We start from the raw sequence: 24,915 nt of genomic DNA, 5'->3' as shown, positions 1-24,915 counted from the left end.
TTGCAGGACGTGCTTTGCAGAGCGGAAGTTGTTTCTTTAGTCATTTTTATTTCATATTTTGCAGTTAAATTGTGCGATCGACCCGATTTTTCTGGATATGTCTTTTTATAGACCGAGATTTGCTAAGCGCGATGTTTACGGTTCATTTACACTAGCGGCGATTTTTTACTTAATGGAATTAAGACAATGAAAAAAATTACTCTTAAAACACTGTCCATCGTGGGCGCGGCAGTGATTTGCAGCCATGCTGCTGTTGCGGGAACCTGGCAGGTCGGTGGTTCCGCGCTGGTCGCGCCTGATCCGTACCGTGGCAATAACGACCACGTTTATCCGGTGCCGATCATCAATTACGACAATGATGACTTCTACTTCCACACCCTGATGGCGGGTTACTATTTGTGGAATGACGAAGCAAACAAACTGAGCGTCACCGCCAGCTATTTCCCGTTAAGCTTTGACCCGAGCGACAGCGACGACAAACGCATGAAGCATCTGGACAAACGGCGCTCCACCCTGATGGCCGGTCTGGCTTATTCGCATAACGCGCAATGGGGGACGATTCGCGCCAGCTTCAACGCGGACACCCTTGATACCAGTAACGGTATGACCGCTGATCTGGGTTATCTGTATGCGATCAAAGGGTCTAACTGGGCCGTGGTACCAGGCTTTGGTGTGACCTGGTTCAGCTCGAATCTCAACGATTATTATTATGGCGTGACCAAAGACGAATCGCGTCGCAGTGGTTTCCACAGCTATTCTGCAGACGACAGTTTCAGCCCGTACGTTGAAGTTTCCGCGAAATACAACTTCACGCCTGCATGGCAGGGCTTCGTAACGGGCCGCTATCTGCGCCTCGGCAGTGAAGTGACTGACAGCCCGATCATCGAAAAAGACTGGACGGGTGTACTGTGGACAGGTGTTACCTACACCTTCTGATGCAATGCACCGTCAGGGTGAATGAGTTGCACATTAATGGGGCGTTTCGCCCCATTTGCACATTTATAGATCATCAGATATTGCAGTCATAACCCAACCGGAGGAAACAGATGAAAGCGAACACCGTGCAATTCCCCGACGGCACGACCGTACCCGCAATCGGACAAGGTACCTGGTATATGGGAGAGCGAAACAGTGACATTCGCTCTGAAGTGAAAGCCTTGCAGCAGGGGCTGGATGCCGGTATGACCCTGATCGATACCGCAGAAATGTACGCCGATGGCGGCGCGGAAAGGGTGGTCGGAGAGGCCATCGCCGGACGTCGGGATGAGGTTTTTCTGGTATCAAAAGTGTACCCGCACCATGCCGGTGGCGCGAAAGCGATCGCCGCCTGTGAGCAAAGCCTGAAAAGATTACAGACAGATTGTATAGACCTGTACCTGTTGCACTGGCGTGGTTCGATTCCGTTACATGACACCGTGGCGGCGATGGAAAAATTGCAGCAGTCTGGCAAAATCCGTCGCTGGGGCGTCTCCAATCTTGATACTGACGACATGCAGGCGTTGTGGAAAATCCCCGGCGGCAATGAATGCATGACCAACCAGGTGTTGTATCACGCAGCGGCTCGAGGGATCGAATTCGACCTGCTGCCGTGGTGTGAAGAGCACAGCGTGCCGGTGATGGCGTATTGTCCTCTCGCACAGGCAGGTAAGTTACGCCACGACGTGCTGACCGCACCGGTGATGCTGGATATCGCCCAGGCACGCGGTGTCAGCAGTTCACAGATTGCGCTGGCCTGGGTAATACGCTCCGGTAACGTGATCGCCATTCCCAAAGCGGTACAGCCCCGGCATGTAAAAGATAATGCGGCGGCGCTGACGCTGAGCCTGACGGCAGATGAAATCGTACGCATTGATGCCGCGTTCCCGGCGCCACGCCATAAAACGCCGCTGGATATGGTCTGAAGTCTCCGCTTCCTACCCGCCATCAGACGACAAAAAGGGGCCTTCCGGCCCCTTTGTCATGCGCGCTGCAAACTACTTACGGAGGGAGAAAGTCACCGCCAGACGTGCAGGTGCTGCGTGGGTAGACACATGTTTGTGGGAAACTTGTGCCGTTTCAACGCAGACCATGGTTTTGTAACCGTCGTCCGGCATATCCGCCATGCTGACTGACAGGGCAGAACCCGGGTTCCACGCAACCACGTCAGAATTGTTTTCATGTGCGACAACCAGCGTACGTTTCAGTACCGGGTCAACGATTTCGCTGGTGGCCTGCGGCTGGGTGTAAATGCGGTCAGTCTGGCCGGTGAAGGTCAGATCACCGGTTTCCTGCTTGGCTTTTGCGCCATCGACTTTATCGATAAAGCTGTTGCCCAGACCTTTAATGCTGACATCCGCGATATCGCCAATGTTGAAATAAGTGTGAAGGGCGCTGTTGGCTTCGAAATCACCGGTAGATTCCAGCTCAATATGGCAGGTTTCCCCCAGTGAAAAACGTGCGCTCAGCGTGAACTCATGTGGCCAGAGAGCCAGTGTTTCAGGTGAGCTTTTCAGCGTTAAGGTAAGAACGACGCCTTCGTCATTTTCTTTATGGTCAGTCAGTTCCCATGGAAGATTACGGGCGAAACCATGTGAAGGCTGACCAGCCGGACCGAACCACGGCCAGCAAATTGGAATGCCACCACGGATCGCGACGCCTTCTTTGAACGCACTGGCGCTGCTCATCCACAGCACAGGTTCTTCACCTTCAGGCTGCCATAACAACAGGTGCGCGCCTTGCAGGGCAATTGCGGCACGAACTTTCGGATGGGTGACAACGAGCACCGGCAGTTCGTCAATCTGACGCTGGCTGACGGAGGTAGAGATTTGGTTTACGACCGGAAGAGAAAAGAGTTGTTCTGTCATTATCTAAAGTCCTGTCAGGGTTAAACAATTACGATTTACAACCAAGACTACACATGAACCAAACCTGTCTGTTTGATCGCACTCATGTGCTGATAAAAAAGTGCATCCGACAGAAAGCAAAAGGGCGACTTGCGTCGCCCTTCAATCAGTTCATTCACATAACCAATTATTTGGAAACGTGAGCGATCAGATCCAATACTTTGTTTGAGTAGCCAGTTTCGTTGTCGTACCAGGAAACCAGTTTCACAAAGTTGTCGTTCAGCGCGATACCTGCTTTCGCATCAAATACGGAAGTCAGTTTTTCGCCGTTGAAATCGGTAGAAACTACGTCGTCTTCGGTGTAACCCAGAACGCCTTTCAGGTCGCCTGCTTCAGAAGCTGCTTTGATCACTGCGCAGATTTCTTTGTAAGAAGCTGGTTTTTCCAGACGTGCAGTCAGGTCAACAACAGAAACGTTAGGGGTAGGAACGCGGAACGCCATACCGGTCAGTTTACCGTTCAGAGCCGGGATAACTTTACCTACTGCTTTAGCAGCACCGGTAGAAGAAGGGATGATGTTCTGGGATGCGCCGCGGCCGCCGCGCCAGTCTTTGTGAGACGGGCCATCAACAGTTTTCTGAGTTGCGGTAGTTGCATGAACAGTGGTCATCAGCGCTTCAACGATACCGAAGTTGTCGTTGATCACTTTAGCCAGTGGTGCCAGGCAGTTAGTGGTGCAAGATGCATTAGAAACGATTTCCTGACCTGCGTATTCTTTATGGTTAACACCCATAACGAACATTGGCGTGTTGTCTTTAGAAGGACCAGTCAGAACAACTTTCTTAGCGCCTGCAGTGATGTGCTTACGAGCAGTCGCATCATCCAGGAACAGACCAGTCGCTTCAGCCACAACGTCAACGTTAACTTCGTTCCATTTCAGGTTAGCTGGGTCACGCTCAGCGGTAACACGGATGGTTTTGCCGTTAACAACCAGGTGACCGTCTTTAACTTCAACAGTACCGTTGAAACGACCATGAGTTGAGTCGTACTTCAGCATGTATGCCATGTAGTCCGCGTCTAACAGATCGTTGATTGCTACGATCTCGATGTCAGAACGTTCTTGAGCAGCACGGAAAACAATGCGACCGATACGGCCAAAACCGTTGATACCTACTTTGATAGTCATATATTCCACCAGCTATTTTTTTAGTGAATAAAAGGTTGGTTGTAAAATTACAAAAACCTTGCTGAGCGTCAAGCGGAATCGTGTCAATTATTGCTGTAAGTCAAAGCGACGACCTACTGTTGCTCGCTTATTGCACGTTCCGTTTTTTTAATCGGCTCACAACCACATGGGGGCGAAAAACTGAATATAAAGTACCGGAAGATCAGGAGTGTGATCGCCATCACAAGTTGGAGCAGGGTAACGCCGATGCCATACAGTTTAGGACAAAACAGACAGACCTGTTGTTAATTTTTTGTTATTATAAACTGTTATTTTAGTTGATTTTTATATTCGTCAGAGAACGAGAATCATGAGCATTGAAGCCAAATCTTCCTCTACCCTTGAGCAACTCACTGAAATACAACGTTATGTTACGCAGGAACACGGAACAGAGCCTCCGTACTCTGGAAAGTTGCTGCACAACCGCCGCGAAGGGCTTTATCATTGCGTGGTGTGTGACTCGGCGCTGTTCTACTCCGATACCAAATACGATTCCGGCTGTGGCTGGCCAAGTTTTTATCAGCCCGTGAACCCTGATGCGATTAAATATCTTACTGATAAGTCGCATAATATGGCGCGTGTCGAGGTTCGCTGTGCCCGCTGTAACGCGCATTTAGGGCATGTTTTCCCCGATGGCCCGAAACCGACGGGCGAACGTTACTGTGTAAACTCGGCCTCGATGAGTTTCACCGACGGTCAGAATGGCGGGAAAACCACCGGTTAAGCCGCCAGAAAATGATGTTGTAATCTAACCGACAAAATCGATTCAGCTATTATTCAAAACCGCTTGAATAATAGTGACGAACACAAGGTGCTCAGATGGAAATTAATCAACTTATTGATGTGATGACGCCGGAAATCTACGCACGTCTCGCGCAGGCTGTCGAACTCGGTAAATGGCCGGACGGTGTCGCGCTGACGCCGGAACAAAAAGAGCACAGCCTGCAGGCCGTGATGCTGTATCAGTCGCGTCACAACGTTGATGCCCAGCATATGAGCATCGGCACCGACGGACAAATCGTCACCAAAAGTAAGCAGGAACTGAAACAGCAGTTTGCGCAGGACACGCTGATCAAACTCAAACCTGAGTGAACCCCGCAGGTGCAGAAAAAGGGCGCTGACCCGCGCCTTTAAAATTGATGTTAATCCACTTAAAAAGGAATTTACCCTAAATTCTTATCAGCCTATGGACATCAATTTAACCGGCTTCATCCCCGCATTACTTCCCGTTGCGCTTTCCCCCGGTGCGAGTTTCACGCTTGCCATGAACAGTGCACTGTCAGGTGGACGGAAAGGGCTTCTAAAGACGCTCACCGGCACGGCTCTCGGAATATACACCCATGCCATCCTTATCGGGCTTGGCATCACGTCATTGCTTGTGGCTTCACCGACGCTTTTCAATATGCTGAAAATAGCCGGCATGGTTTATCTGCTTTGGCTCGGCATCCAGCTTATCCGCAGTGGCCTCAGCGCACGTGCAATGGTGTTCGACGGCAGCGGCGGCGCGGTGACGTTGAAAGAGGCCTGGATCGCGAATGTACTCAACCCGAAAGCCATCCTGTTTTACCTGACTGTGGTGTCGCAATTTGCGGGCAGCCAGGGAGAGATCGGGCATTATATGATTCTGGCGAGTGTGCATATTGCAGTGATGTCTGTGTGGCTTATCACCCTCAGTCAGACGCTTGTTTTCTCTGCCAGCAAGATGAACACCCTGACCCTGAAAAAGACAGTGAACGTTGCGGGCGGGGGAATGCTGGTTGTTTTTGCGTTGAGTAGTTTTCTGCATTGAAGTGGTGGGCTGGTTGAAGATTTTGCTGCTCTTTGTCGTCCTGCTATTTCTTTAGCAGGACGACAAAATTCACGCCGTCACCGCCCCGGACGTACTCACCTTCACACCTGCAACCCGCATCGCTTCAATCGCGTCAGCACTGTCTTGTGGCTGTAAGTTCACACCCCGACAGCCATCGGTCAGCAACGTCACCTGATAACCCAGTTCCAGGGCGTCAAGCACAGTGAATTTTACGCAATAATCCGTCGCCAGACCCATCACATACAAATGCGTGATCTGCGCGGCTTTCAGCCAGTCATTCAGCACGGTGGCGGCACGGTGGCCGTTGTCGTAAAAGGCGCTGTAGCTGTCGATGTCCGGGTTGGTGCCTTTCTGCACCACAAAATCTACCAGCGGCAGTTTCAGCGCCGGGTGAAATTCTGCGCCCGGTTCGTGCTGGACGCAGTGAACCGGCCACCAGACCTGTGGCAAACCGTTCAGATCCCCCAGCGTCCAGGGTTCGGCGTGGGAATTCGCGGCGAAACTGCGATGTCCGGCCGGATGCCAGTCCTGAGACGCCAGCACGGGGATGTCATGGCTTTTACACCACGCCATCATCTGATTGGCGACCGCAATCGTGGCATCGCCGTCAGTCACCGCCAGCGCACCGCCGTGACAAAAATCGTTTTGCAGATCGACCAGCAACAACGCAGATTTCATAATGCCCCTTATTTATTCGGTCAGTTCGCCACGCAGGTTTTGCTGCATCAGTTCGCGGATTTCTTCCGGCGTATGTGACTGGCTGAGCAGATAATGCAGCTTGGTCAGCGCCGCTTCCACGGTCATATCAAAGCCGCTGATCACGCCGGAATGTGCGAGGGCGTTACCCGTGGCATATCCCCCCATATTGACGCGCCCTGAAATACATTGCGTCAGGTTAACCACCACAATGCCGCGCTCTGAGGCGTCTTTCAGCACTTTCAGCAGATCGCCTTTTTGTGGTGCGTTGCCGACGCCGTAGGAGCGCAGGATCAGCGCTTTCACCGGCTGCATCAGGAAATTCTGTACCACTTCGGCAGAAATGCCCGGATAAATCGTCACCACGCCGATAGGTTGCGGCGTGATGTGATGCACTTTCAGTTTAGCGGCAGGGACTTCCGGCAGTGATGGCGTGGAAAGACGGCGGATGTGGATCCCGGCTTCCAGCAGCGGCGAGAGGTTCGGTGAGGCAAAGGCATCGAAACCATCGGCGTGTGCTTTAGTGCTGCGGTTGCCGCGATACAGACGGTTGTTGAAGAACAGGGTGACTTCGTTGACCGGATGATTAGCCGCGATATACAGCGAGTTCAGCAGGTTGATTTGTCCGTCAGAACGCAGGGCTTCGAGCGGAATCTGTGACCCTGTCACAATAACCGGCTTGCTCAGGTTTTCCAGCATAAAGGAGAGTGCGGAGGCGGTAAACGCCATGGTGTCCGTACCATGCAGGATGACGAAACCGTCGTACTCGTCGTAATGCGCCTGAATATCGTCGGCAATGTGTTGCCAGTCTTCCGGCGTCATGTCGGAGGAATCCATCAGTGGCGCGTATTCTTTGATGGTAAATTCAGGCATCTCAGGGCGGTGGAATTCAGGCATCAGCGCCAGCTGGCGCTGCAAATGGCCGGAAACCGGAATGTAACCCTGTTCAGAACGCTGCATACCAATGGTGCCGCCGGTATAGGCAACGTAAATAGATTTTTTAGTCATTAAAGATGTTCTTTTTTTAGAAAGGTGAAAGCCACTGCGCTAAGTATAAAGGCTTATCAGCAGGTGTCCCACCCTAAAAAAGCCCGACGTTCTCAGTGAGAAGCGTCGGGCTGTGCATTCCGGTGAATCTTTATCCCAAAGCGGGAGGTTACTTCACGTCACCACAGGTCAGGCAAAGTGCGTAACGGTTTTGCGGATCGTTCATGTTGCTGAACAGTTCGGCCTGTGATTTCAACTCCATCGCCATCTTGCTGACTGGCTCAGGCAGATAGGCCTGAATCGCCGCTGGCAACATGGCATGAACAGACGCGCTCACTTGCGAGAACAGCAGATCAGCCAGACCGGGTTCGCTGACATACCAGTTCAGTTGCCATTTTGGCAGTTTCGCCAGATCCGCCGCTTTCTTCACCGCGTCGTCGAAATCGCCCAGTTCATCCACCAGACCGTTGGCTTTGGCGTCAGAGCCGAGCCACACATGCCCCTGTGCAATCTGATCAATCTGTTCAGGCGTTTTATGACGGGAATCCGCCACCAGACCGAGGAAGGTTTTATAACCGTTCTCAATGTTCAGCTGCATCATCTGGGAGAACTCCGGCGGCAGCGCTTTGGTGGACGCAATATCCGCCAGCGGAGACGTCGCCACACCGTCGGTATGCACACCGGCGTAATCCAGCGTGTTCTGGTAAGTGTTGATCACGCCGAAGATACCGATGGAGCCGGTGAGGGTGCTCGGGCTGGCGATGATGTAGTTAGCTGGCGTGGAGATCCAGTAACCGCCGGAAGCCGCCATGCCGCCCATAGAAACCACCACCGGTTTGCCTGCGGCTTTGGCCGCAGCCAGTTCGGAGCGGATCACTTCAGACGCGCTGACGCTGCCGCCAGGACTGTTGACGCGCAGGACAATCGCTTTCACTTTCGGATCCAGACGGGCCTCACGAATTTGCTGTGCCGTGGTGTCGCCACCGACTGCACCCGGTTGTTCTTCACCGTCGTTGATTGCGCCTGTCGCGAAGATCACGGCGATTTGCGGATCGTTATTGTCCGGTTTTGGTTTCGGCGAGTAATCGTAAATGCTGGTGTAATTAAAGTCTTTGGTGGTTTTGTTCCAGCCAAAGGCTTTCACCATCTCGTTGTCCGCTTCGGTGCGTGATGCCAGCGCATCCACCAGTTTGGTTTTCAGCGCATATTGCGCCATATCGCCACCGGTGGCCTGCATACCGGCCAGCACGCCCGCCGCGCCCGGGAACAATTGTTCAGGGGTGATCTGACGGTTAGCGGAAACGGTATTGAGATAGTTGGTCCACAATCCGCCAATCCAGCGGCTGTCAGCTTCGCGGGCGGCAGGGGACATATCATCGCGGATCAACGGTTCTACGGCGGATTTATAGGTACCGACGCGGAAGATATTGGTGGTGACTTTCAGCTTATCCAGCAACGATTTGTAATAGAGATTATTCGTGGCAAAACCGTGCAGATCGACCGCGCCCTGTGGCGACAGATAGATTTTATTGGCATAGCTGGCCAGATAGTATTGCGACTGATTATAGCTGTCGCCGATGGCATAGACCGGTTTGCCTGCGTCGCGGAATTCGCGCAGTGCTTTGCCGATATATTGCATGGATGACTGGTCAGTACCGGTGAAATCAGTCAGTTGCAACACGATACCGGTGACGTCTTTATCATCTTTCGCAGCACGGATGGTATCGACTAAATCAAACAGCGAGTTTTCCTGCAAACGGCTGCTTGAGGTGCCGAGCAATTCGCGGCCCCACTGACGGACTTTATTATTGACCGACGGCTTGTCGACCACGGAACCACTGAGATCAACCAGCAGCGCACCTTTGGTCGTTTCCACCGGTTTGTCCTGCACGGCGTACCAGATGCCGACACCGGCCAGAATAATCAGAATAAGAAATACGTTGAGAATAAATTCTCTGACGAAATTAAGAAGACGCCAGGTCCACTTAAAAAAACCGGCGATAATTCGCCACAATGTGCGCATGGTCTCTCCAACAAGACGGATAAGTCCCGCTATCCTAATGACCTGCCGGAAAAATGTCAGCTTTAAATCATGTCAGGATTTGGCAGTGATGCATTATCTGAAAGCCATGTGTACGTTGGAAAAAGACGTTACGCTTATGTTAACGTAATCCAAATAGCCCTTATTCTCAGGAGAACATCATGGATGCTTTGGACTTATTACTTAACCGCCGTTCTGCTTCCCGTCTGGCTGCTCCTGCACCGGCGGGCGAAGCGCTGCAAAACATCATTCATGCCGGTATGCGCGCGCCGGATCATGGGGCATTACAGCCGTGGCGGTTCGTCATTGCTGAAAACGACGGCCTGACCCGTTTCAGTGAAGTGCTGCGTGCAGCGGCCATTAAAGACGGCGCGGATGAAAAAGCCATTGAAAAGGCCACGCAGGCGCCATTACGTGCGCCACAAATCATTACCGTGATTGCCACCTGCAAAGACAGCCCGAAAGTGCCGCAGTGGGAGCAACTGCTGTCTGCCGGATGTGCGGTTCACGCCATGCAGATGGCCGCGCTGGCGCAGGGCTTTAACGGCATCTGGCGCACCGGCGCCTGGACCGACCATGCGGATGTGCGCAAGGCATTCAAATGCGGTGAAAACGACAAAATCGTCGGATTCCTCTACCTCGGCACGCCACAGCTGAAAGCCAGCCTGCAGGTGATCCCGGCCGACAGCACACCTTTCGTCAGCCACCTCTAAATCCTGACGGCGCATTTATTAACCGGTTTTAATCGGCCTTTTCCGATTAAACCGGTTTTTTGCTGCCATAATGAGCGACTGCTGTCTCAGAAGCTTCTAACCGTCTTACTAATTACGCCGCCAGCGGCTAACATAGCCACCTCTGCATGATGAGGACGTAGTGAAATGAAGGATGGGACAATGGAAATCTCTGTAGCGATCACACCGCAAACGGGTGCATGTTGATGCGTCTGTTCATTGCCGAAAAACCCAGCCTTGCCCGCGCCATCGCGGATGTCCTGCCGAAACCTCATCGTCGCGGCGACGGTTATATTGCCTGTGGCAACGATCAGGTGGTGACCTGGTGCGTCGGTCACTTACTCGAACAGGCGCAGCCCGACGCCTACGACAGCCGCTTTGCGCGCTGGTCGCTGGCCGATCTGCCGATCATTCCGGAAAAGTGGCAACTTCAGCCGCGCTCTTCTGTCGCCAAACAACTCAACGTCATCAAACGTTTGCTGCTCGAAGCGACGCAGGTCGTCCACGCCGGTGACCCGGATCGCGAAGGGCAACTTCTGGTGGATGAAGTGCTCGATTACCTCGAACTGACGCCGGAAAAACGGCAGGCGACCCAACGCTGCCTGATTAACGATCTTAACCCGCAGGCCGTGGAACGTGCCATTGACCGCCTGCGTGACAACCGCGACTTTATTCCGCTGTGTGTGTCCGCGCTGGCCCGTGCCCGTGCCGACTGGCTGTACGGCATCAACATGACCCGCGCCTACACCATTCTCGGGCGTAATGCCGGTTACAACGGCGTGCTGTCCGTTGGCCGCGTGCAAACGCCGGTGCTCGGGCTGGTGGTGCGGCGTGATGAAGATATCGAAAACTTCATCCCGAAAGATTTCTTTGAAGTGAAAGCGCATATCGTCACGCCTGCCGAAGAGCGTTTTGTGGCGCTGTGGCAGCCGAGCGATTCCTGCGAGCCGTATCAGGATGAAGAAGGGCGTTTGCTGCACCGTCCGCTGGCCGATCACGTGGTGGCGCGCATTGCCGGGCAACCGGCGATGGTCACCGGCTATAATGATAAACGTGAGAACGACATCGCGCCGCTGCCGTTTTCGCTCTCCACTTTGCAGATTGAAGGCTCGAAAGCCTTTGGTCTCAGCGCCCAGCAGATCCTCGATATCTGCCAGAAATTATACGAAACGCACAAATTGATTACGTATCCGCGTTCGGATAGCCGATACCTGCCAGAGGAGCATTTTGCCGGGCGTCATGCCGTCATCAACGCCATCGGCGTTCACCGGCCTGATCTGATGCCGCAACCGGTGGTGGATACCGATATACGCAACCGGTGCTGGGACGACAAAAAGGTGGATGCGCACCATGCGATTATCCCGACGGCGCGCAGCAGCAACGTCAACCTGACCGACGATGAACGCAAGATTTATGGTCTGGTGGCGCGACAATATCTGATGCAATTCTGCCCTGACGCGGTTTACCGCAAATGCGTGATCGACCTGGATATCGCGGGCGGTAAATTTATCGCCAAGGCGCGTTTTCTGGCCGAAGCGGGCTGGCGCACTTTACTGGGCAGTAAAGAACGCGACGAGGAAAACGAAGGCACGCCGCTACCGGTGGTCGCCAAAGGTGACGAACTGCTGTGCGAACGCGGGGAAGTGGTTGAACGTCAGACTCAGCCGCCACGGCCTTTTACTGACGCCACATTGCTTTCAGCCATGACCGGTATTGCGCGTTTTGTGCAGGATAAAGAGTTGAAAAAAATTCTGCGCGCGACCGACGGGCTGGGTACGGAGGCCACACGTGCCGGGATTATCGAGTTGCTGTTCCGCCGCGAATTTTTGTACAAAAAAGGGCGCTACATTCATTCCAGCGACACCGGCCGCGCGCTGATCCATTCGCTGCCGGACATTGCCGCGCGCCCTGATATGACCGCTGACTGGGAATCAACGCTGACGCGTATCAGTGAAAAGAGCTGCCGTTATCAGGATTTCATGCAACCGCTGGTCGCGACGTTGCAGAATCTCATCATGCAGGCCAAAACAAACCGGGTGTCTTCGGCATTCCGCAGTCTGCCTTCCAAACCGGCGGCCGCTGCGGCGAAAGGCAAAAGCGCCCCCAAACGCCGTAAAGCGAGCATTAAAGGGAAGGAAGCAAACAGTGATGAATAATGTACTGGTGAGAAATGTGCTGATGGTGTTACTGGCCGGTTCCGCGCTGCTGTCTGCACCGGCGATGGCAAACCGCAGTAATATCGGTAACGGCGCAGATGTCGTGGTGCCGTTGCCGCCGCAGATCTGGGAGAACAGCGGCAACAACAATAACAGCGCGCCGACCTGCCACAATTGCTGTATCTACAACAACCAGAGTTACAGCGAGGGGGCGGTGGTCACCGCTGACAGCGTGGTATTACAGTGCTCACGCGATCCGAATGTGGTGGGTACCAATGAACTCAAATGGGAAGTGTTAAAGAAATAACGCTTTCTGAAACGTGACTGAAACGTGAAAAAAAGGCGCTGAACGGGAAACCTTCCGCGCCTTTTTATTTACCGCGAGGATGACGGGGTGGATTTCGTCAGATACGCGTTGATCAGCGGAATATCTGCCGGAGCCAGTTCAAACGAACGCACCTCATCCGGCGAAACCCAGCAGCATTCTGAGTGACACTGTAACGTTATCTCGCCGGTGAAGCCGCTGACCCGCCAGCCATGCAAACGGATTAACCGCGCCGGTTGCTGCATCACGCTGGTGGCGATGAACTCTTCCACCGTCGCCGTAATGCCCATTTCTTCCTGCAACTCGCGCACCAGTGCGGCGGGATGAGTTTCTCCGGCTTCGACTTTTCCGCCGGGAAATTCCCACAAACCGGCCTGATCGCCGGACGCATCCCGACGGGCGAGCAGCAATTTGCCTTCCCGCTCGATCAGGGCGGCGACCACGTCAATCGTCTTCATGGTCATTATTTCAGATCGAACGTTGCCCAGATTGGCGCATGATCAGAAGGCTTTTCCATGGCGCGGATATCGTAATCAATACCGGTTGCGGTACAGCGCGCGGCCAGCGGTGTGCTTGCCATGATCAGATCGATACGCAGACCGCGGTTTTCATCGAAGCCACGTGAACGGTAATCAAACCACGAGAATTTGTCGGCAGTTTCAGGATTCGCGGCGCGGAAAGTATCGATCAGACCCCAGCCTTTCAGGCGATCCATCCATTCACGTTCTTCCGGCAGGAAAGAACATTTGCCGGTGCGCAGCCAGCGTTTACGGCTGTCTTCGCCGATACCGATATCCAGATCCGTCGGGCTGATATTCACATCGCCCATCACCACTACCGGATTACTCACGGACAAACTGGTGGTCAGGTAATCCTGCAAATCGCGATAAAACTTCTCTTTGGCCGGGAACTTGGTCGGATGGTCGCGGCTTTCGCCCTGCGGGAAGTAACCGTTGATCACCGTCAGAATGCCCTGCGGAGTCTCGATATCGGTCATGATGATCCGGCGCTGAGACTCTTCGTCATCACCCGGGAAACCACGGCGTACAGCCACCGGTTCCTGCTTCGTCAGCATGGCAACGCCGTAATGGCCTTTCTGGCCGTGATAAAACACGTGATAACCGTGCTGGCTGACTTCTTCCAGCGGGAACATGTCGTCATGCACCTTGGTTTCCTGCAAACCAATTACGTCAGGCTGGTGCTGTTCGATAATGGCGGCAAGCTGATGCGGGCGTGCGCGCAATCCGTTGATATTAAAGGAGACGAACTTCATAGTCGGGAACCATTTGGCGATGAAATCAGAAGGGCGATAGTAGCAGAAAAAGGGCGAAGTGAGAAACCGGCATCCGCCTGTTGCTGCCAGCAGAAATCACTGTGACAGCGCAAGGCATGCAGGATCATCATGACAGCCGGATATCTGCCAGCGAATTATTTTGTCAACTTTTCGTGACAGTCTCTTCTTCCGGTGTACATGAAAGAGTATTATGCCTGCAGCGATTTCCGCACCGGCAGAAAAAGGTCAACACTGATGCGTCTGGAAGTTTTTTGCGAAGACCGCCTGGGTCTCACCCGTGAACTCCTCGATTTACTGGTTTTACGCAGTATTGATTTACGCGGGATCGAGATTGCCTCGATCGGCCGCATTTACCTGAATTTTTCCCAACTGGATTTTGATACTTTTCGCGCCCTGATGGCTGAAATCCGCCGTATCGATGGCGTGACCGATGTCCGTACCGTGTCTTTCCTGCCTTCCGAACGGGAGCATCGCGCACTGCGCGCGTTACTGGTTTCCATGCCGGAACCGGTTTTTTCCATTGATATGAAAGGCAAAGTCGAGCAGGCCAACCCGGCCGCGCTGGCATTGTTTGAACTCGATGAAGACAAAATCCGCAATGTAACCGCGGCCAGCCTGATCACCGGTTACAACGTCACGCGCTGGCTGGAAAGCGGCAACGCGCAACCGCATACCGAGCGCATTGTGATCCGCAGTCAGGATTTCCTGATGGATCTCACGCCGATCCGCATTGATAACGAAGACCAGCAAGGCGAAATCGCCGGTGCCGTGGTGATGCTGAAATCGGCGGCCCGTATGGGACGTCAGTTGCAGGATCTGACGGTGAACGATGACAGCGAGTTTGACCACATCGTGGCGGTCAGCACGAAAATGCGTCATGTGCTGGATCAGGCACGTAAACTCGCCATGCTGGATGCGCCGCTGTTGATTGTCGGCGACACCGGCACCGGGAAAGATTTGCTGGCTCACGCCTGCCATCTGCGCAGCGCACGCGGTAAAAAGCCGTTCCTCGGCCTCAACTGTGCGTCACTGCCGGATGACGTGGTGGAAAGCGAACTGTTCGGCTATGCCGCAGGGGCCTATCCGAATGCCCTTGAGGGCAAAAAAGGCTTCTTCGAACAGGCTAACGGCGGTTCGGTGCTGCTTGATGAAATCGGTGAGATGTCGCCGAGAATGCAGATCAAACTGCTGCGCTTCCTCAATGACGGCACTTTCCGTCGCGTGGGTGAAGAGCATGAAGTGAAAGTGGATGTCCGGGTGATGTGCGCCACGCAGAAAAATCTGGTGGAACTGGTGCAGCGCGGTGAATTCCGTGAAGACTTGTATTACCGCCTGAACGTGCTGAGCCTGACGCTGCCGCCGCTGCGTGACCGTCCTGCGGATGTGATGCCGCTGACCGAATTGTTTGTGGCGCGCTTCTCTGATGAACAGGGCATGCCGCGTCCGAAACTGTCCCCGCAACTGGCGAATTACCTGACGCATTACGGCTGGCCGGGCAATGTCCGTCAGCTGAAAAACGCCATTTATCGTGCGCTGACTCAACTGGAAGGCGGCGAGCTGCGTCCGCAGGATATCGTGCTGCCGGACTTCGACGCCGAAGTGACGATAGGTGAAGAAGCGCTGAACGGCTCGCTGGACGACATCAGCAAACGTTTCGAACGCTCGGTGCTGACCCGTCTTTACCGCACTTATCCAAGTACGCGTAAACTGGCGAAACGTCTGGGCGTGTCGCATACGGCTATCGCCAACAAACTCCGCGAATACGGTCTCAGCAGCCGTCGCGGTGAAACGGGTGAAAGCGAAGAATAATTCGCGTCTCAGGAAGAGCGCCCAATAAAAAAGCAACGGACTCAGCCGTTGCTTTTTTTTCATCTGTTGTCTGCTAAGAAGGGATTACTTCAGCACAGCCAGGGCAGATTCATAGTCAGGCTCGGTGGTGATTTCGTTCACCAGTTCGCTGTACAACACGTTGTCCTGACCATCCAGAACCACTACCGCACGGGCAGTCAGACCGGACAACGCGCCGTCGGTGATGCCCACGCCGTATTCAGATTTGAAATCACCGCCACGCAAGGTGGAGAGGGTGATCACGTTAGATAACCCTTCCGCGCCGCAGAAACGTGACTGGGCGAAAGGCAGATCAGAAGAGATGCACAGCACAACAGTGTTGTCGATTTCGCCTGCCAGCTGGTTGAATTTACGCACGGACGTGGCGCAAACGCCGGTATCAATGCTTGGGAAAATGTTCAGGACTTTACGTTTACCCGCAAAGCTGCTCAGGCTGACATCAGAAAGGTCTTTAGCGACCAGGCTGAAAGGCTTGGCCACGTCGCCTTTCTGAGGGATCTTGCCTGCAACGCTCACCGGGTTGCTCTGAAAGTGTACTGTCTGGGTCATGATTATTTCCTATTTCCATTGGAGTCAAACGGCTTTCAGTTTAGGGTAACATTTGTAGGTTGGATATATAATAATTGCTAAATAGTTGTATCCATTATGCATAACAAAAGGAACTGCTATGAGAAGTGTTCGCTTTTATCCGGAAGCCTGGCCGTTACATACGCCGTTTGTTATTTCCCGTGGCAGCCGCACCGAAGCACGGGTGGTGGCGGTCGAAATTGAAGAAAATGGCATCCGTGGCGTCGGGGAATGCACGCCGTATCCACGTTATGACGAAAGTGAAACCTCAGTCATGGCGCAGATCGCCAGTGTGGTGACTGCGGTCGAACAGGGCGCCAGCCGCGAACAATTGCAACATTTACTCCCGGCGGGCGCTGCCCGTAATGCGCTGGACTGCGCGCTGTGGAATCTTGAATCCCAGACCCTTGGTCTGAATTTATGGCAACTGACCGGCACTGAACCGCTGCCTTCCATCAGCATGGCGCAAACCGTGAGCATCGGATCGCCGGAAGCCATGGCGCAAGCGGCGCTGGCCCTCCAGCAGCAGGGCGCGACGCTGCTGAAAATCAAACTCGATGACCGTCTGATTGCTGAACGGCTGGTGGCGGTGCGCGCCGCCGTGCCGAACGCCTCGCTGATTGTCGATGCCAATGAAGCCTGGCAAAGCGACGGACTGGTGGCGCGCTGTCAGCTGCTGGCCGATCTCGGCATCCTGATGCTGGAACAGCCGCTGCCCGCCGGTGAAGATTCGGCGCTGGAAAACTTTATCCATCCGCTGCCCATTTGCGCTGACGAAAGCTGCCATACCGTGGAAGGGCTGCCGGCGCTGAAAAACCGCTATGACATGATCAACATTAAGCTGGATAAAACCGGCGGCCTGACCGGCGCGCTGGCGCTGGCCGACGCCGCACGTGAGCAGGGGTTTGAGATCATGCTTGGCTGCATGTTATGCACTTCGCGGGCGGTTCGCGCCGCCTTACCGCTGACGGCGGGCGCGAAGTTTATTGATCTCGATGGCCCGACCTGGCTGGCGCAGGATGTGGATCCTGCCCTGAAATTCCATTGCGGCGGCATCGACATCGCCGGTTCAGCCTGATTTCACCCGGCATTTTTTCGCCAAATCCTGCGGTTTTGTGCGCGAAGGCAAATCTGGAATGATTTCTTATAGGGGATTATTCCCGATAATGATAAAACTCCTGAATGTTTCAGGGCGTAGCCCTTTGTCTGTTCAGGAGAATTTATGCCGCAGGGAAAATCATTTCCGCTTTTATCCTCTTCCTTATGCGCTGCGCTGGTGGCGCTGACTGCCGGTCAGGCTTTCGCTGCGCAGGTGCCAGCCGGTGCGCAACTCGCCGCCAGACAGGAAATTGTCCGCCATATCAAAGATGAACCCGCTTCACTGGATCCGGCAAAAGTGGTCGGCCTGCCGGAAGCGCAGGTCGCGCGTGACCTGTTCGAAGGGCTGGTGAATCAGGATGCCAGCGGCAAAAGTATTCCGGGCGTGGCCGAAAGCTGGCAAAACCAGAACAATCAGGTATTCCTGTTCACGATACGCAAAGACGCCAGATGGTCGAATGGCGATCCGGTCACGGCGCAGGATTTCGTTTACAGCTGGCAGCGTCTGGTCGATCCGAAAGGCTCGTCCTCCGGCGCGTGGTTTGCCGGGCTGGCGGGCATTTCCAATGCCGACGCTATCATCGCCGGTAAAATGCCGGTGGATAAACTGGGCGTCACCGCCGTCAGCCCGACATTGCTGCGGGTGACACTGGATAAACCGGTGCCTTATTTTGTCAGCCTGCTGGCGAATTTCAGTCTGTTTCCGGTGCATCAGGCCACCGTTGAAAAATACGGTAACGACTGGACCAAACCCGGCAATCTGGTGGGTAACGGCGCGTATGTGCTGAAAGACCGCGTGGTCAACGAAAAACTGGTGCTGGAACCCAATCCTCACTACTGGGATCACGCCCGCACGGTGCTGACCAAAGTCACTTTCGTGCCGATCAACAAAGAGTCGAATGCGACGAAACGCTATCTGGCCGATGATATCGATATCACCGAGTCATTCCCGAAAGATCAGTACCAAAAGCTGCTGCGCGATCTGCCGGGGCAGGTGTTTACACCCTATCAGCTTGGCACGTACTACTACGCCTTCAATACCCGCCGCGCACCGACCGACGATGCGCGCGTGCGTCAGGCGCTTTCCCTGAGTATCGACCGTAAAATCATCGCGGAAAAAGTGCTGGGCACCGGTGAAAAACCTGCGTGGCGTTTCACGCCGGACGTGACCAATGGCTTTAAACCGACCGAAAGTGAGCTGCAACAGTATTCGCAGGAAGAGCTGAATGCGCAGGCGAAAAGCCTGCTGGCGGCGGCGGGTTACGGCCCGGCGAAACCACTGCGACTGACGCTGCTGTACAACACCTCAGAAAGCCATCAGAAAATCGCTATTGCAGTGGCCTCGATGTGGAAAAAGACGCTGGGTGCGGAAGTGAAACTGGTGAATCAGGAATGGAAAACCTATATCGACAGCCGCAACACCGGCAATTTTGATGTCATCCGCGCCTCGTGGATCGGCGATTACAATGAAGCCTCTACCTTCCTGTCACTGCTGACTTCCACCCATAACGGCAACATCAGCAAGTTCAGCAACGCGGAATACGACAAAGTGATCAGTGATGCCAGCCGGGAAACCAGCGACGCCCGTCGTAATGATGACTACAACAAAGCCGAGCAGATTATCGCCGGTCAGGCACCGATTGCGCCGATTTATCAGTACACCAACGGACGTCTGATTAAACCCTGGGTGAAAGGCTATCCGATCACCAATCCGGAAGACGTGGCTTACAGTCAGGAAATGTACATCATTAAACACTGATCTCACTGAGACGAAAAAGCGCCCGCGGAGTGAAAACCGCGGGCGCTTTTGTTTTATCTCAACACTCAGCTTTTACGGCTGAACAGACGCACCAGCAATGCCGCGCCCGCTGCGGCTGTTGCCAGCGCCACCACACCTGTCCAGCCCCCGGCGTCGAGTGCTTTACTGCCGAGCGCCGCACCGGCTGACATGCCGATGAATACCACGGTGAATAGCAGGGCGTTCAGGCGACCCCGGGCGGCCGGTTCAAGGCCATACACCAGCGTCTGATGGGCGACCAGCGTGGCCTGAATACCTAAGTCAAAACCGATGGCACTCAGCACAATCAATGCCAGCTGGGCATGTGGCGATAACAACGGCAGCAGGAACATGGCCGCGAATGACACCATCACCAGCGCCGACCCGACCTGAGTCACCCGCGCCGGACCTTTTTTATCCGCCAGTGCACCCGCCAGCGGTGCTGCCAGCGCCCCGGCCGCCCCGGCCAGACCAAACGCCCCGGCAACCGCACTGCCGAGATGGAAATGTTCATTGAGCATGATGGCCAGCGTAGACCAGAATGCGCTGAAGGCGACGGATAACAACCCCTGAGCCAGAGCGGCATGGCGCAGCGTTTTATAGTTTTTCCACAGGCCAAACATCGAATGCAACAGAGCGGTATAACTGATACGGGTATCCGGCGTGAAACGCGGTAATACCCGCCAGAGCGCCACGCCAATCAGCGCCACGCTGAGTGCCGCCAGCTGATACATCACCCGCCAGCCAAAATATTCAGCGACAAAGCCGCTGATAACGCGGGAAAGCAAAATCCCGACCAGTAAACCGGTCATCACGGTGCCGACGGTTTTCCCCCGTTGCGCCGCTGGCGCGAGATGGGCTGACGCCGGGACGATATCCTGCGCCATCGTCGCGCCGATACCGGTGATCAGGCTGGCGATCAGTAAACCGTGAATGCCCGGCACAAAACCGCAGAGCAGCAACGCAGCGGCCAGCAATATACTTTTCAGCAGGATAAGGGTGCGGCGGTCATGGCGGTCGCCCAGCGGGATAAGAAACAGGATCCCCAATGCATAGCCCGCCTGCGTCAGCGTCGGGATCAGCCCGACCGATGTGGTGCTGGCATTAAGATTACCGCCCATGATGCCGAGCATCGGCTGACTGTAATAAATTGAGGCGACGCTTAATCCGGCACCGGCGGCCAGGGTGAAAATGATTTTGCCCGACAGGGCAGATTCCGGAACAGCGGATGTGCTGGTAAGTTCTGACATAGCGTGACCCCTGAAGAATTGATTTGTATGTTCGGTTGCGTGGAATGCATTCTTCACCTGAATGGTTATAAGTGGTAGCCTGCAGAAAGGTAAAACTGTTATACGTGAGGCGTATGAGCAATCCCGTCACCAGCGGTATCGACCGCATCGACCTGATGCAAACTTTCGTGAGGATCGTCGAGAGCGGCAGCCTGTCCGCTGCGGCCGCACAACTGAGCACCAGCCAGCCGACCGTCAGCCGCCGCTTGCAGTCGCTGGAACGCCTGCTGGGCGCGAAACTCATCCTGCGAACCACCCATGCGATGAAACTCACCGATGACGGCGAACGCTGTTATGAGCAGGCGAAATTATTGCTGGGACGCTGGACGGCACTGGAAGATCAGCTGCACGGTGCGGGGGATGAACCGGTGGGGATCCTGCGGGTGCGCGCGCCCCATGCATTTGGTCAGGATCAGCTGATCGCGCCGCTGACGGAATATCTGCAGCGTTATCCGCAGCTTTCGGTCGACTGGATGCTCAATGACCGGACGCCGGACTTTATGTCTGAAGATATCGACTGCGCCATTCAGGTGGGAAACGTCGCAGATCCCTCAATGGTTGCCATTCTGCTGGCCGAGGTGCCGCGAATTGCCGTCGCCACGCCCGCGTTGCTGCAACAGCATCCGGTGAATGACGTCAGCGAACTGCCGCAGTTACCCTGGATTGCATTAAGCACCTTTTACCGTAACGAGGTCACGCTGCGTCATGATATCGACGGCAGAATGGACAGTTGCACGATCATGCCACGTCTGGCGACGGACAGCTTATACGCCGTACGCAAGGCCGCGCTTTCCGGGCTGGGGGCAGGCATTGTGTCCTCGTGGATTGTGAAAGAAGATATCGCCGAAGGGCGTCTGCAACGGGTTTTACCCGGCTGGAATGCATTGCCGCTGCCGGTTTATCTGGTCTATCCGTATTCCAGCTATTACCCTGCACGGTTACGAAAATTCCTTGAAATGATGCGTAAAGTGATGCCCGCGCTGGCAGAAATGCAGGCACCCGGCGGGTAGATAAAATTGAATTTCAGACACTTAACGCTACTATCAGCAGAGATAACGAAGAAAAAGTGAGGAACGTCGTGGACGTCATCAAGGGAAAAGAGTTACAGGTTTCAGATGCAGTTTATGCCTTCCAGATGGACGGACAGGGCGGTGTGAACCACATCAGCCCGCAGTGTGTTGCCAGCGAAGATAAACCCTGCTGGTTGCATCTCGATTACACCCTTCCTGCCAGTGAACAGTGGATTAACAGCACGCCGGTGCTGCCGGACACCGTGCGTGAAGCGTTGGCCGGTGACAGCGTACGTCCGAAAGTCATGCGCGTCGGCGAGGGGACGCTGATCACCTTGCGCAGCATCAATCTTAATGCCGATGCGCGCCCTGACCAGCTGGTCACCATCCGCGTCTATCTCACCGATAAAATGATTGTCTCCACCCGACACCGGAAAGTGTTTTCCATGGAAGAGATGATCGGGGATATGAAACAGGGCAGCGGACCGACCAACACCGGCCGCTGGCTGGTGGAGATTTGTGATGCGCTGACCGATCACACCAGCAATTTCATCGAAGATCTGCACGATAAAATTATCGATATCGAAGACGACCTGATGGAACAGCAGGTGCCGGAGCGCGGCGCGATGGCTTTATTGCGCAAGCAACTGATTGTGCTGCGTCGTTACATGGCACCGCAGCGTGATGTGTTTTCCCGTCTTGCCAGTGAACGTCTGCCGTGGATGAATGACGATGACCGGCGTCTGATGCAGGAGATCTCCGACCGTTTAGGCCGTGGCCTGGATGACCTGGATGCCAGCATTGCGCGCACGGCGGTGCTTTCTGATGAAATCAGTTCACTGATGGCGGATTCCCTGAACCGCCGCACCTATACCATGTCATTGCTGGCGATGGTTTTCCTGCCTGCGACATTCCTGACCGGTCTGTTTGGGGTCAATCTGGGCGGCATTCCGGGAAATACCTCACCCTTTGGTTTCGGGATTTTCTGCGCCTGTCTGATTGCGTTGGGCGGCGGCGTGGCGCTGTGGCTGAAAAAGAGCAGATGGTTGTAGAGGCGTAGTACTGGTTGATGTTGTGAAAAAAATGCAAAAAAAAGCCGGTCAATAAGACCGGCGTCGTTCGAATTAAATTGTGCTATGCATTAATTCTAAAAATTTGGAAATAAGACAATATGGAGCACAACGCCCATCGCTTGACGTTGCATTCACCTGCGAAATAGATACTGCACCGATTCAGCGATTCTAATGTTGATTTCGCTCAATCTTTTTGAGGTTTATCCTCTGCAAGGTGCATTCAGAGCCGTTACTGTCGGTTTCATCTCATTTTCATTTATCAGGAGCCCGCTTTGCATACCAGGGAAATGATTCATCAGGCGTATGACAGCGCGAACGAAAAAACACTGTCTGTATGGAATGACCACCCCGGGACCGGCGCCATCCGCACGGAGCCTTTCTATCATCCGACCCGGCTGGCCATCACCAGCGGCAACCTCGCCGGGGCGGCAATGGCGGGATTATTGCAGGAGCTGGAAACCGCCGCACAGGGCGATCCGCTGGCCGACATTGCCCCGCTGAACGGCATGCATTTCACCTTTTTCGCTGTCACTCAGGCGCTTTATGCGCGTCCGCAAGATGAACCCCGCCGCGCGGAACTGATCGCGATTTTCGAGCAACACTGCGCAGGACATATCATGCAAATCAGTGATCTGCGGCTGGTCGCGTTACCGGATCAGCTTCTGCTGGCCGGGACGCCGGATGAAAAAAGCCTGCAAATCAGACAGTCGCTGGTCGATCATCTGCTCGACACGCCGTGGGCGTCGAAAATCAAACAGCGTTACCCGAACGGGGCTATCCCGCAGATTTTCTGGCACAGCACGGTGCTGCGTTACAGCGCGCAATATTTACCGGAAGGGTTGCGGACGTTCTTTCTGAAAAATCAGCACCGGCACTTCGGCTCACTCAGCCTGCCGGTAAAACTTAAGATGACCAATTACAACTGGACAGATACCGTCACGCTGGCGTGAAAAACAAAAAAGCCCGCATTCGCAGCGGGCTTTTCAATGACGCGTCAGACGGGGCGCGGCAGGTTATTTGATTTCCAGCACGTTGAGACGTTCCACCGCAACTGCGGTTTCCTCGTCTTCCGGCTGCCAGCCCACTGGCTGCATCGGAATATCTTCACGGTCAAACGCCAGGTCTCCGCCGTCAACAACAGCGTCGCCATGACGGATCCCTTTAAAATCGAACAGGTTCATGTCGTTGAGATGGGAAGGCACCACGTTTTGCATCGCGCTGAACATGGTTTCGATACGGCCAGGGTATTTTTTGTCCCAGTCTTTCAACATGTCACCGATAACCTGACGTTGCAGGTTCGGCTGCGAGCCGCACAGGTTGCAAGGAATAATCGGGTATTCGCGCGCAATCGCAAAACGCTCGATATCTTTCTCGCGGCAGTACGCCAGCGGACGGATCACGATGTGCTTGCCATCGTCGCTCATCAGTTTTGGTGGCATGCCTTTCAGTTTGCCGCCGTAGAACATATTGAGGAACAGCGTCTGCAGGATGTCATCGCGGTGATGACCGAGCGCGATCTTGGTACAACCCAGTTCAGTGGCGGTGCGGTACAAGATCCCACGGCGCAGACGTGAACACAGCGAACAGGTGGTTTTGCCTTCAGGAATTTTATCCTTAACGATGGAATAGGTGTCTTCGGTGACAATCTTATATTCCACGCCCTGCGTTTCTAAATACTCAGGCAGAATGTGCGCCGGAAAGCCCGGTTGTTTCTGGTCAAGGTTGACCGCCACCAGTGAAAAATTCACCGGTGCGCTTTGTTGCAGATTGCGCAAAATTTCCAGCATGGTGTAACTGTCTTTCCCGCCGGAGAGACACACCATGATGCGATCGCCTTCTTCGATCATGCCGAAGTCAGCAATCGCTTTCCCTACGTCACGACGCAGGCGCTTTTGCAGCTTATTGAGGTTGTACTGCTCTTTCTTGTTAACTGACTGAGTATCTGACATTTTTTGATGTTCAATTCGTCTGGTGGCGAAGCAGGGAAACCTGCCACGCGAGTTTCTTGTTCAGCATGCCGGTCGGGTTGCGTTCATGCTCCCGCTGGCCGATGATAAAAGGCGGTTTCGCTCCCGCAGTCAGCATCCGGCACGCGTACGTGTGGCGCGTATGATACGGATTAAGACGCAAAAAGTCAGCGCGTTTTATTGCACTGGAGGGCAGGAG

The 24,915-nt window shown here is 54.3% G+C and carries 24 protein-coding genes and 1 pseudogene; 14 read left to right on the top strand and 11 right to left on the bottom strand.

Annotated features, from left to right (window positions below):
- The first annotated feature begins 186 nt into the window (after nucleotides 1-186).
- Nucleotides 187-936, top strand: a complete 750-nt coding sequence (locus J9880_RS19255; RefSeq protein WP_095921876.1) for a MipA/OmpV family protein — start codon at nucleotides 187-189, stop codon at nucleotides 934-936.
- Nucleotides 937-1,046: 110 nt separating this feature from the next.
- Entirely contained in the window at nucleotides 1,047-1,901 is an 855-nt protein-coding gene (locus tag J9880_RS19250; RefSeq protein WP_232769790.1) for an aldo/keto reductase, read from the top strand.
- 72 nt (nucleotides 1,902-1,973) lie between these two features.
- On the opposite strand, the gene J9880_RS19245 is transcribed toward J9880_RS19250, so the two are convergent.
- Nucleotides 1,974-2,843, bottom strand: coding sequence for a D-hexose-6-phosphate mutarotase (locus J9880_RS19245; protein WP_119827178.1), 870 nt, complete (start codon nucleotides 2,841-2,843; stop codon nucleotides 1,974-1,976).
- A gap of 166 nt (nucleotides 2,844-3,009) precedes the next feature.
- On the bottom strand, nucleotides 3,010-4,008 hold the full coding sequence (gene gapA / locus J9880_RS19240; RefSeq protein ID WP_013575362.1) for a glyceraldehyde-3-phosphate dehydrogenase: 999 nt from the start codon (nucleotides 4,006-4,008) through the stop codon (nucleotides 3,010-3,012).
- A gap of 349 nt (nucleotides 4,009-4,357) precedes the next feature.
- Here gapA and msrB point away from each other — a divergent pair, with 349 nt between their 5' ends.
- The 3 genes from msrB (at nucleotide 4,358) to J9880_RS19225 (ending at nucleotide 5,836) form a co-directional block, all read left to right on the top strand.
- A complete protein-coding gene (gene msrB, locus J9880_RS19235) occupies nucleotides 4,358-4,771 on the top strand; it encodes a peptide-methionine (R)-S-oxide reductase MsrB (RefSeq protein ID WP_119827176.1) in 414 nt (137 codons plus the stop codon).
- A gap of 95 nt (nucleotides 4,772-4,866) precedes the next feature.
- Nucleotides 4,867-5,139, top strand: coding sequence for a YeaC family protein (locus tag J9880_RS19230; RefSeq protein WP_013575364.1), 273 nt, complete (start codon nucleotides 4,867-4,869; stop codon nucleotides 5,137-5,139).
- A gap of 94 nt (nucleotides 5,140-5,233) precedes the next feature.
- Entirely contained in the window at nucleotides 5,234-5,836 is a 603-nt protein-coding gene (locus J9880_RS19225) for a LysE family translocator (protein WP_133823461.1), read from the top strand.
- Between the two features lie 69 nt (nucleotides 5,837-5,905).
- Here J9880_RS19225 and pncA read toward each other — a convergent pair whose 3' ends face one another.
- From pncA to sppA, 3 genes are all read right to left on the bottom strand, one after another.
- A complete protein-coding gene (gene pncA / locus J9880_RS19220) occupies nucleotides 5,906-6,535 on the bottom strand; it encodes a bifunctional nicotinamidase/pyrazinamidase (protein ID WP_095921881.1) in 630 nt (209 codons plus the stop codon).
- Nucleotides 6,536-6,547: 12 nt separating this feature from the next.
- Nucleotides 6,548-7,561: an asparaginase gene (gene ansA / locus J9880_RS19215; protein WP_095921882.1), complete on the bottom strand. Its 1,014-nt coding sequence runs from the start codon at nucleotides 7,559-7,561 to the stop codon at nucleotides 6,548-6,550.
- Nucleotides 7,562-7,709: 148 nt separating this feature from the next.
- Nucleotides 7,710-9,563 (bottom strand): signal peptide peptidase SppA, encoded by a 1,854-nt coding sequence (gene sppA / locus J9880_RS19210; protein WP_232769789.1) that lies wholly within the window; start codon nucleotides 9,561-9,563, stop codon nucleotides 7,710-7,712.
- Nucleotides 9,564-9,742: 179 nt separating this feature from the next.
- Between sppA and J9880_RS19205 the strand changes: the two genes are divergently transcribed.
- The 3 genes from J9880_RS19205 (at nucleotide 9,743) to J9880_RS19195 (ending at nucleotide 12,775) form a co-directional block, all read left to right on the top strand.
- A complete protein-coding gene (locus J9880_RS19205) occupies nucleotides 9,743-10,294 on the top strand; it encodes an NAD(P)H nitroreductase (RefSeq protein ID WP_095921884.1) in 552 nt (183 codons plus the stop codon).
- Between the two features lie 224 nt (nucleotides 10,295-10,518).
- A complete protein-coding gene (locus J9880_RS19200) occupies nucleotides 10,519-12,468 on the top strand; it encodes a DNA topoisomerase III (protein WP_232769788.1) in 1,950 nt (649 codons plus the stop codon).
- Nucleotides 12,461-12,775 carry a DUF1496 domain-containing protein gene (locus J9880_RS19195; RefSeq protein ID WP_232770492.1) on the top strand — a complete coding sequence of 105 codons (315 nt, stop codon included), beginning with the start codon at nucleotides 12,461-12,463 and terminating at the stop codon, nucleotides 12,773-12,775. The genes J9880_RS19200 and J9880_RS19195 overlap by 8 nt, the downstream gene beginning before the upstream one ends.
- 68 nt (nucleotides 12,776-12,843) lie before the next feature.
- Here J9880_RS19195 and J9880_RS19190 read toward each other — a convergent pair whose 3' ends face one another.
- Together J9880_RS19190 and xthA are read right to left on the bottom strand one after the other, a co-directional pair.
- Nucleotides 12,844-13,257: a pyrimidine (deoxy)nucleoside triphosphate diphosphatase gene (locus J9880_RS19190; RefSeq protein WP_269812093.1), complete on the bottom strand. Its 414-nt coding sequence runs from the start codon at nucleotides 13,255-13,257 to the stop codon at nucleotides 12,844-12,846.
- Nucleotides 13,257-14,066: an exodeoxyribonuclease III gene (xthA, locus tag J9880_RS19185; protein ID WP_119827164.1), complete on the bottom strand. Its 810-nt coding sequence runs from the start codon at nucleotides 14,064-14,066 to the stop codon at nucleotides 13,257-13,259. The genes J9880_RS19190 and xthA overlap by 1 nt, the downstream gene beginning before the upstream one ends.
- A 255-nt stretch (nucleotides 14,067-14,321) precedes the next feature.
- Here xthA and tyrR point away from each other — a divergent pair, with 255 nt between their 5' ends.
- The gene (gene tyrR / locus J9880_RS19180) at nucleotides 14,322-15,896 is read left to right on the top strand and encodes a transcriptional regulator TyrR (RefSeq protein ID WP_095925130.1); all 1,575 of its coding nucleotides are present in this window, start codon (nucleotides 14,322-14,324) and stop codon (nucleotides 15,894-15,896) included.
- A gap of 84 nt (nucleotides 15,897-15,980) precedes the next feature.
- Here tyrR and tpx read toward each other — a convergent pair whose 3' ends face one another.
- On the bottom strand, nucleotides 15,981-16,484 hold the full coding sequence (gene tpx, locus J9880_RS19175) for a thiol peroxidase (RefSeq protein ID WP_095921888.1): 504 nt from the start codon (nucleotides 16,482-16,484) through the stop codon (nucleotides 15,981-15,983).
- Between the two features lie 118 nt (nucleotides 16,485-16,602).
- Here tpx and ycjG point away from each other — a divergent pair, with 118 nt between their 5' ends.
- Both ycjG and J9880_RS19165 read left to right on the top strand, forming a co-directional pair.
- On the top strand, nucleotides 16,603-17,580 hold the full coding sequence (gene ycjG / locus J9880_RS19170; RefSeq protein ID WP_133823463.1) for an L-Ala-D/L-Glu epimerase: 978 nt from the start codon (nucleotides 16,603-16,605) through the stop codon (nucleotides 17,578-17,580).
- Between the two features lie 144 nt (nucleotides 17,581-17,724).
- Nucleotides 17,725-19,359 (top strand): ABC transporter substrate-binding protein, encoded by a 1,635-nt coding sequence (locus J9880_RS19165; protein WP_232769786.1) that lies wholly within the window; start codon nucleotides 17,725-17,727, stop codon nucleotides 19,357-19,359.
- 65 nt (nucleotides 19,360-19,424) lie between these two features.
- Here J9880_RS19165 and J9880_RS19160 read toward each other — a convergent pair whose 3' ends face one another.
- Nucleotides 19,425-20,627, bottom strand: coding sequence for an MFS transporter (locus tag J9880_RS19160; RefSeq protein WP_095921891.1), 1,203 nt, complete (start codon nucleotides 20,625-20,627; stop codon nucleotides 19,425-19,427).
- Between the two features lie 113 nt (nucleotides 20,628-20,740).
- On the opposite strand from J9880_RS19160, the gene J9880_RS19155 reads away from it, so the two are divergent.
- From J9880_RS19155 to J9880_RS19145, 3 genes are all read left to right on the top strand, one after another.
- Entirely contained in the window at nucleotides 20,741-21,676 is a 936-nt protein-coding gene (locus J9880_RS19155; RefSeq protein ID WP_232769785.1) for a LysR family transcriptional regulator, read from the top strand.
- A gap of 68 nt (nucleotides 21,677-21,744) precedes the next feature.
- Nucleotides 21,745-22,728, top strand: coding sequence for a zinc transporter ZntB (gene zntB / locus J9880_RS19150; protein WP_095921893.1), 984 nt, complete (start codon nucleotides 21,745-21,747; stop codon nucleotides 22,726-22,728).
- A gap of 293 nt (nucleotides 22,729-23,021) precedes the next feature.
- Nucleotides 23,022-23,699, top strand: coding sequence for a hypothetical protein (locus J9880_RS19145; protein ID WP_232769784.1), 678 nt, complete (start codon nucleotides 23,022-23,024; stop codon nucleotides 23,697-23,699).
- Between the two features lie 63 nt (nucleotides 23,700-23,762).
- On the opposite strand, the gene ttcA is transcribed toward J9880_RS19145, so the two are convergent.
- Nucleotides 23,763-24,698 (bottom strand): tRNA 2-thiocytidine(32) synthetase TtcA, encoded by a 936-nt coding sequence (ttcA, locus tag J9880_RS19140; RefSeq protein WP_095921895.1) that lies wholly within the window; start codon nucleotides 24,696-24,698, stop codon nucleotides 23,763-23,765.
- An 82-nt stretch (nucleotides 24,699-24,780) separates the two neighbouring features.
- Nucleotides 24,781-24,906: pseudogene (locus J9880_RS19135) on the bottom strand (site-specific integrase); the annotation flags it as partial.
- Nucleotides 24,907-24,915: the final 9 nt, after the last annotated feature.

The sequence above is a fragment of the Rahnella victoriana genome (genome assembly GCF_021276285.1).
Lineage (GTDB): Bacteria > Pseudomonadota > Gammaproteobacteria > Enterobacterales > Enterobacteriaceae > Rahnella > Rahnella victoriana.
The sequence above is the reverse complement of the archived record's forward strand: the minus strand, read 5'-3'. Positions and strand labels throughout refer to the sequence as shown.

Coding starts and splice junctions, on each gene's coding strand:
- J9880_RS19255 (WP_095921876.1), top strand. CDS start 187: ATGAAAAAAATTACTCTTAAAACACTGTCCATCGTGGGCGCGGCAGTG.
- J9880_RS19250 (WP_232769790.1), top strand. CDS start 1,047: ATGAAAGCGAACACCGTGCAATTCCCCGACGGCACGACCGTACCCGCA.
- J9880_RS19245 (WP_119827178.1), bottom strand. CDS start 2,843: ATGACAGAACAACTCTTTTCTCTTCCGGTCGTAAACCAAATCTCTACC.
- gapA (WP_013575362.1), bottom strand. CDS start 4,008: ATGACTATCAAAGTAGGTATCAACGGTTTTGGCCGTATCGGTCGCATT.
- msrB (WP_119827176.1), top strand. CDS start 4,358: ATGAGCATTGAAGCCAAATCTTCCTCTACCCTTGAGCAACTCACTGAA.
- J9880_RS19230 (WP_013575364.1), top strand. CDS start 4,867: ATGGAAATTAATCAACTTATTGATGTGATGACGCCGGAAATCTACGCA.
- J9880_RS19225 (WP_133823461.1), top strand. CDS start 5,234: ATGGACATCAATTTAACCGGCTTCATCCCCGCATTACTTCCCGTTGCG.
- pncA (WP_095921881.1), bottom strand. CDS start 6,535: ATGAAATCTGCGTTGTTGCTGGTCGATCTGCAAAACGATTTTTGTCAC.
- ansA (WP_095921882.1), bottom strand. CDS start 7,561: ATGACTAAAAAATCTATTTACGTTGCCTATACCGGCGGCACCATTGGT.
- sppA (WP_232769789.1), bottom strand. CDS start 9,563: ATGCGCACATTGTGGCGAATTATCGCCGGTTTTTTTAAGTGGACCTGG.
- J9880_RS19205 (WP_095921884.1), top strand. CDS start 9,743: ATGGATGCTTTGGACTTATTACTTAACCGCCGTTCTGCTTCCCGTCTG.
- J9880_RS19200 (WP_232769788.1), top strand. CDS start 10,519: ATGCGTCTGTTCATTGCCGAAAAACCCAGCCTTGCCCGCGCCATCGCG.
- J9880_RS19195 (WP_232770492.1), top strand. CDS start 12,461: ATGAATAATGTACTGGTGAGAAATGTGCTGATGGTGTTACTGGCCGGT.
- J9880_RS19190 (WP_269812093.1), bottom strand. CDS start 13,257: ATGACCATGAAGACGATTGACGTGGTCGCCGCCCTGATCGAGCGGGAA.
- xthA (WP_119827164.1), bottom strand. CDS start 14,066: ATGAAGTTCGTCTCCTTTAATATCAACGGATTGCGCGCACGCCCGCAT.
- tyrR (WP_095925130.1), top strand. CDS start 14,322: ATGCGTCTGGAAGTTTTTTGCGAAGACCGCCTGGGTCTCACCCGTGAA.
- tpx (WP_095921888.1), bottom strand. CDS start 16,484: ATGACCCAGACAGTACACTTTCAGAGCAACCCGGTGAGCGTTGCAGGC.
- ycjG (WP_133823463.1), top strand. CDS start 16,603: ATGAGAAGTGTTCGCTTTTATCCGGAAGCCTGGCCGTTACATACGCCG.
- J9880_RS19165 (WP_232769786.1), top strand. CDS start 17,725: ATGCCGCAGGGAAAATCATTTCCGCTTTTATCCTCTTCCTTATGCGCT.
- J9880_RS19160 (WP_095921891.1), bottom strand. CDS start 20,627: ATGTCAGAACTTACCAGCACATCCGCTGTTCCGGAATCTGCCCTGTCG.
- J9880_RS19155 (WP_232769785.1), top strand. CDS start 20,741: ATGAGCAATCCCGTCACCAGCGGTATCGACCGCATCGACCTGATGCAA.
- ttcA (WP_095921895.1), bottom strand. CDS start 24,698: ATGTCAGATACTCAGTCAGTTAACAAGAAAGAGCAGTACAACCTCAAT.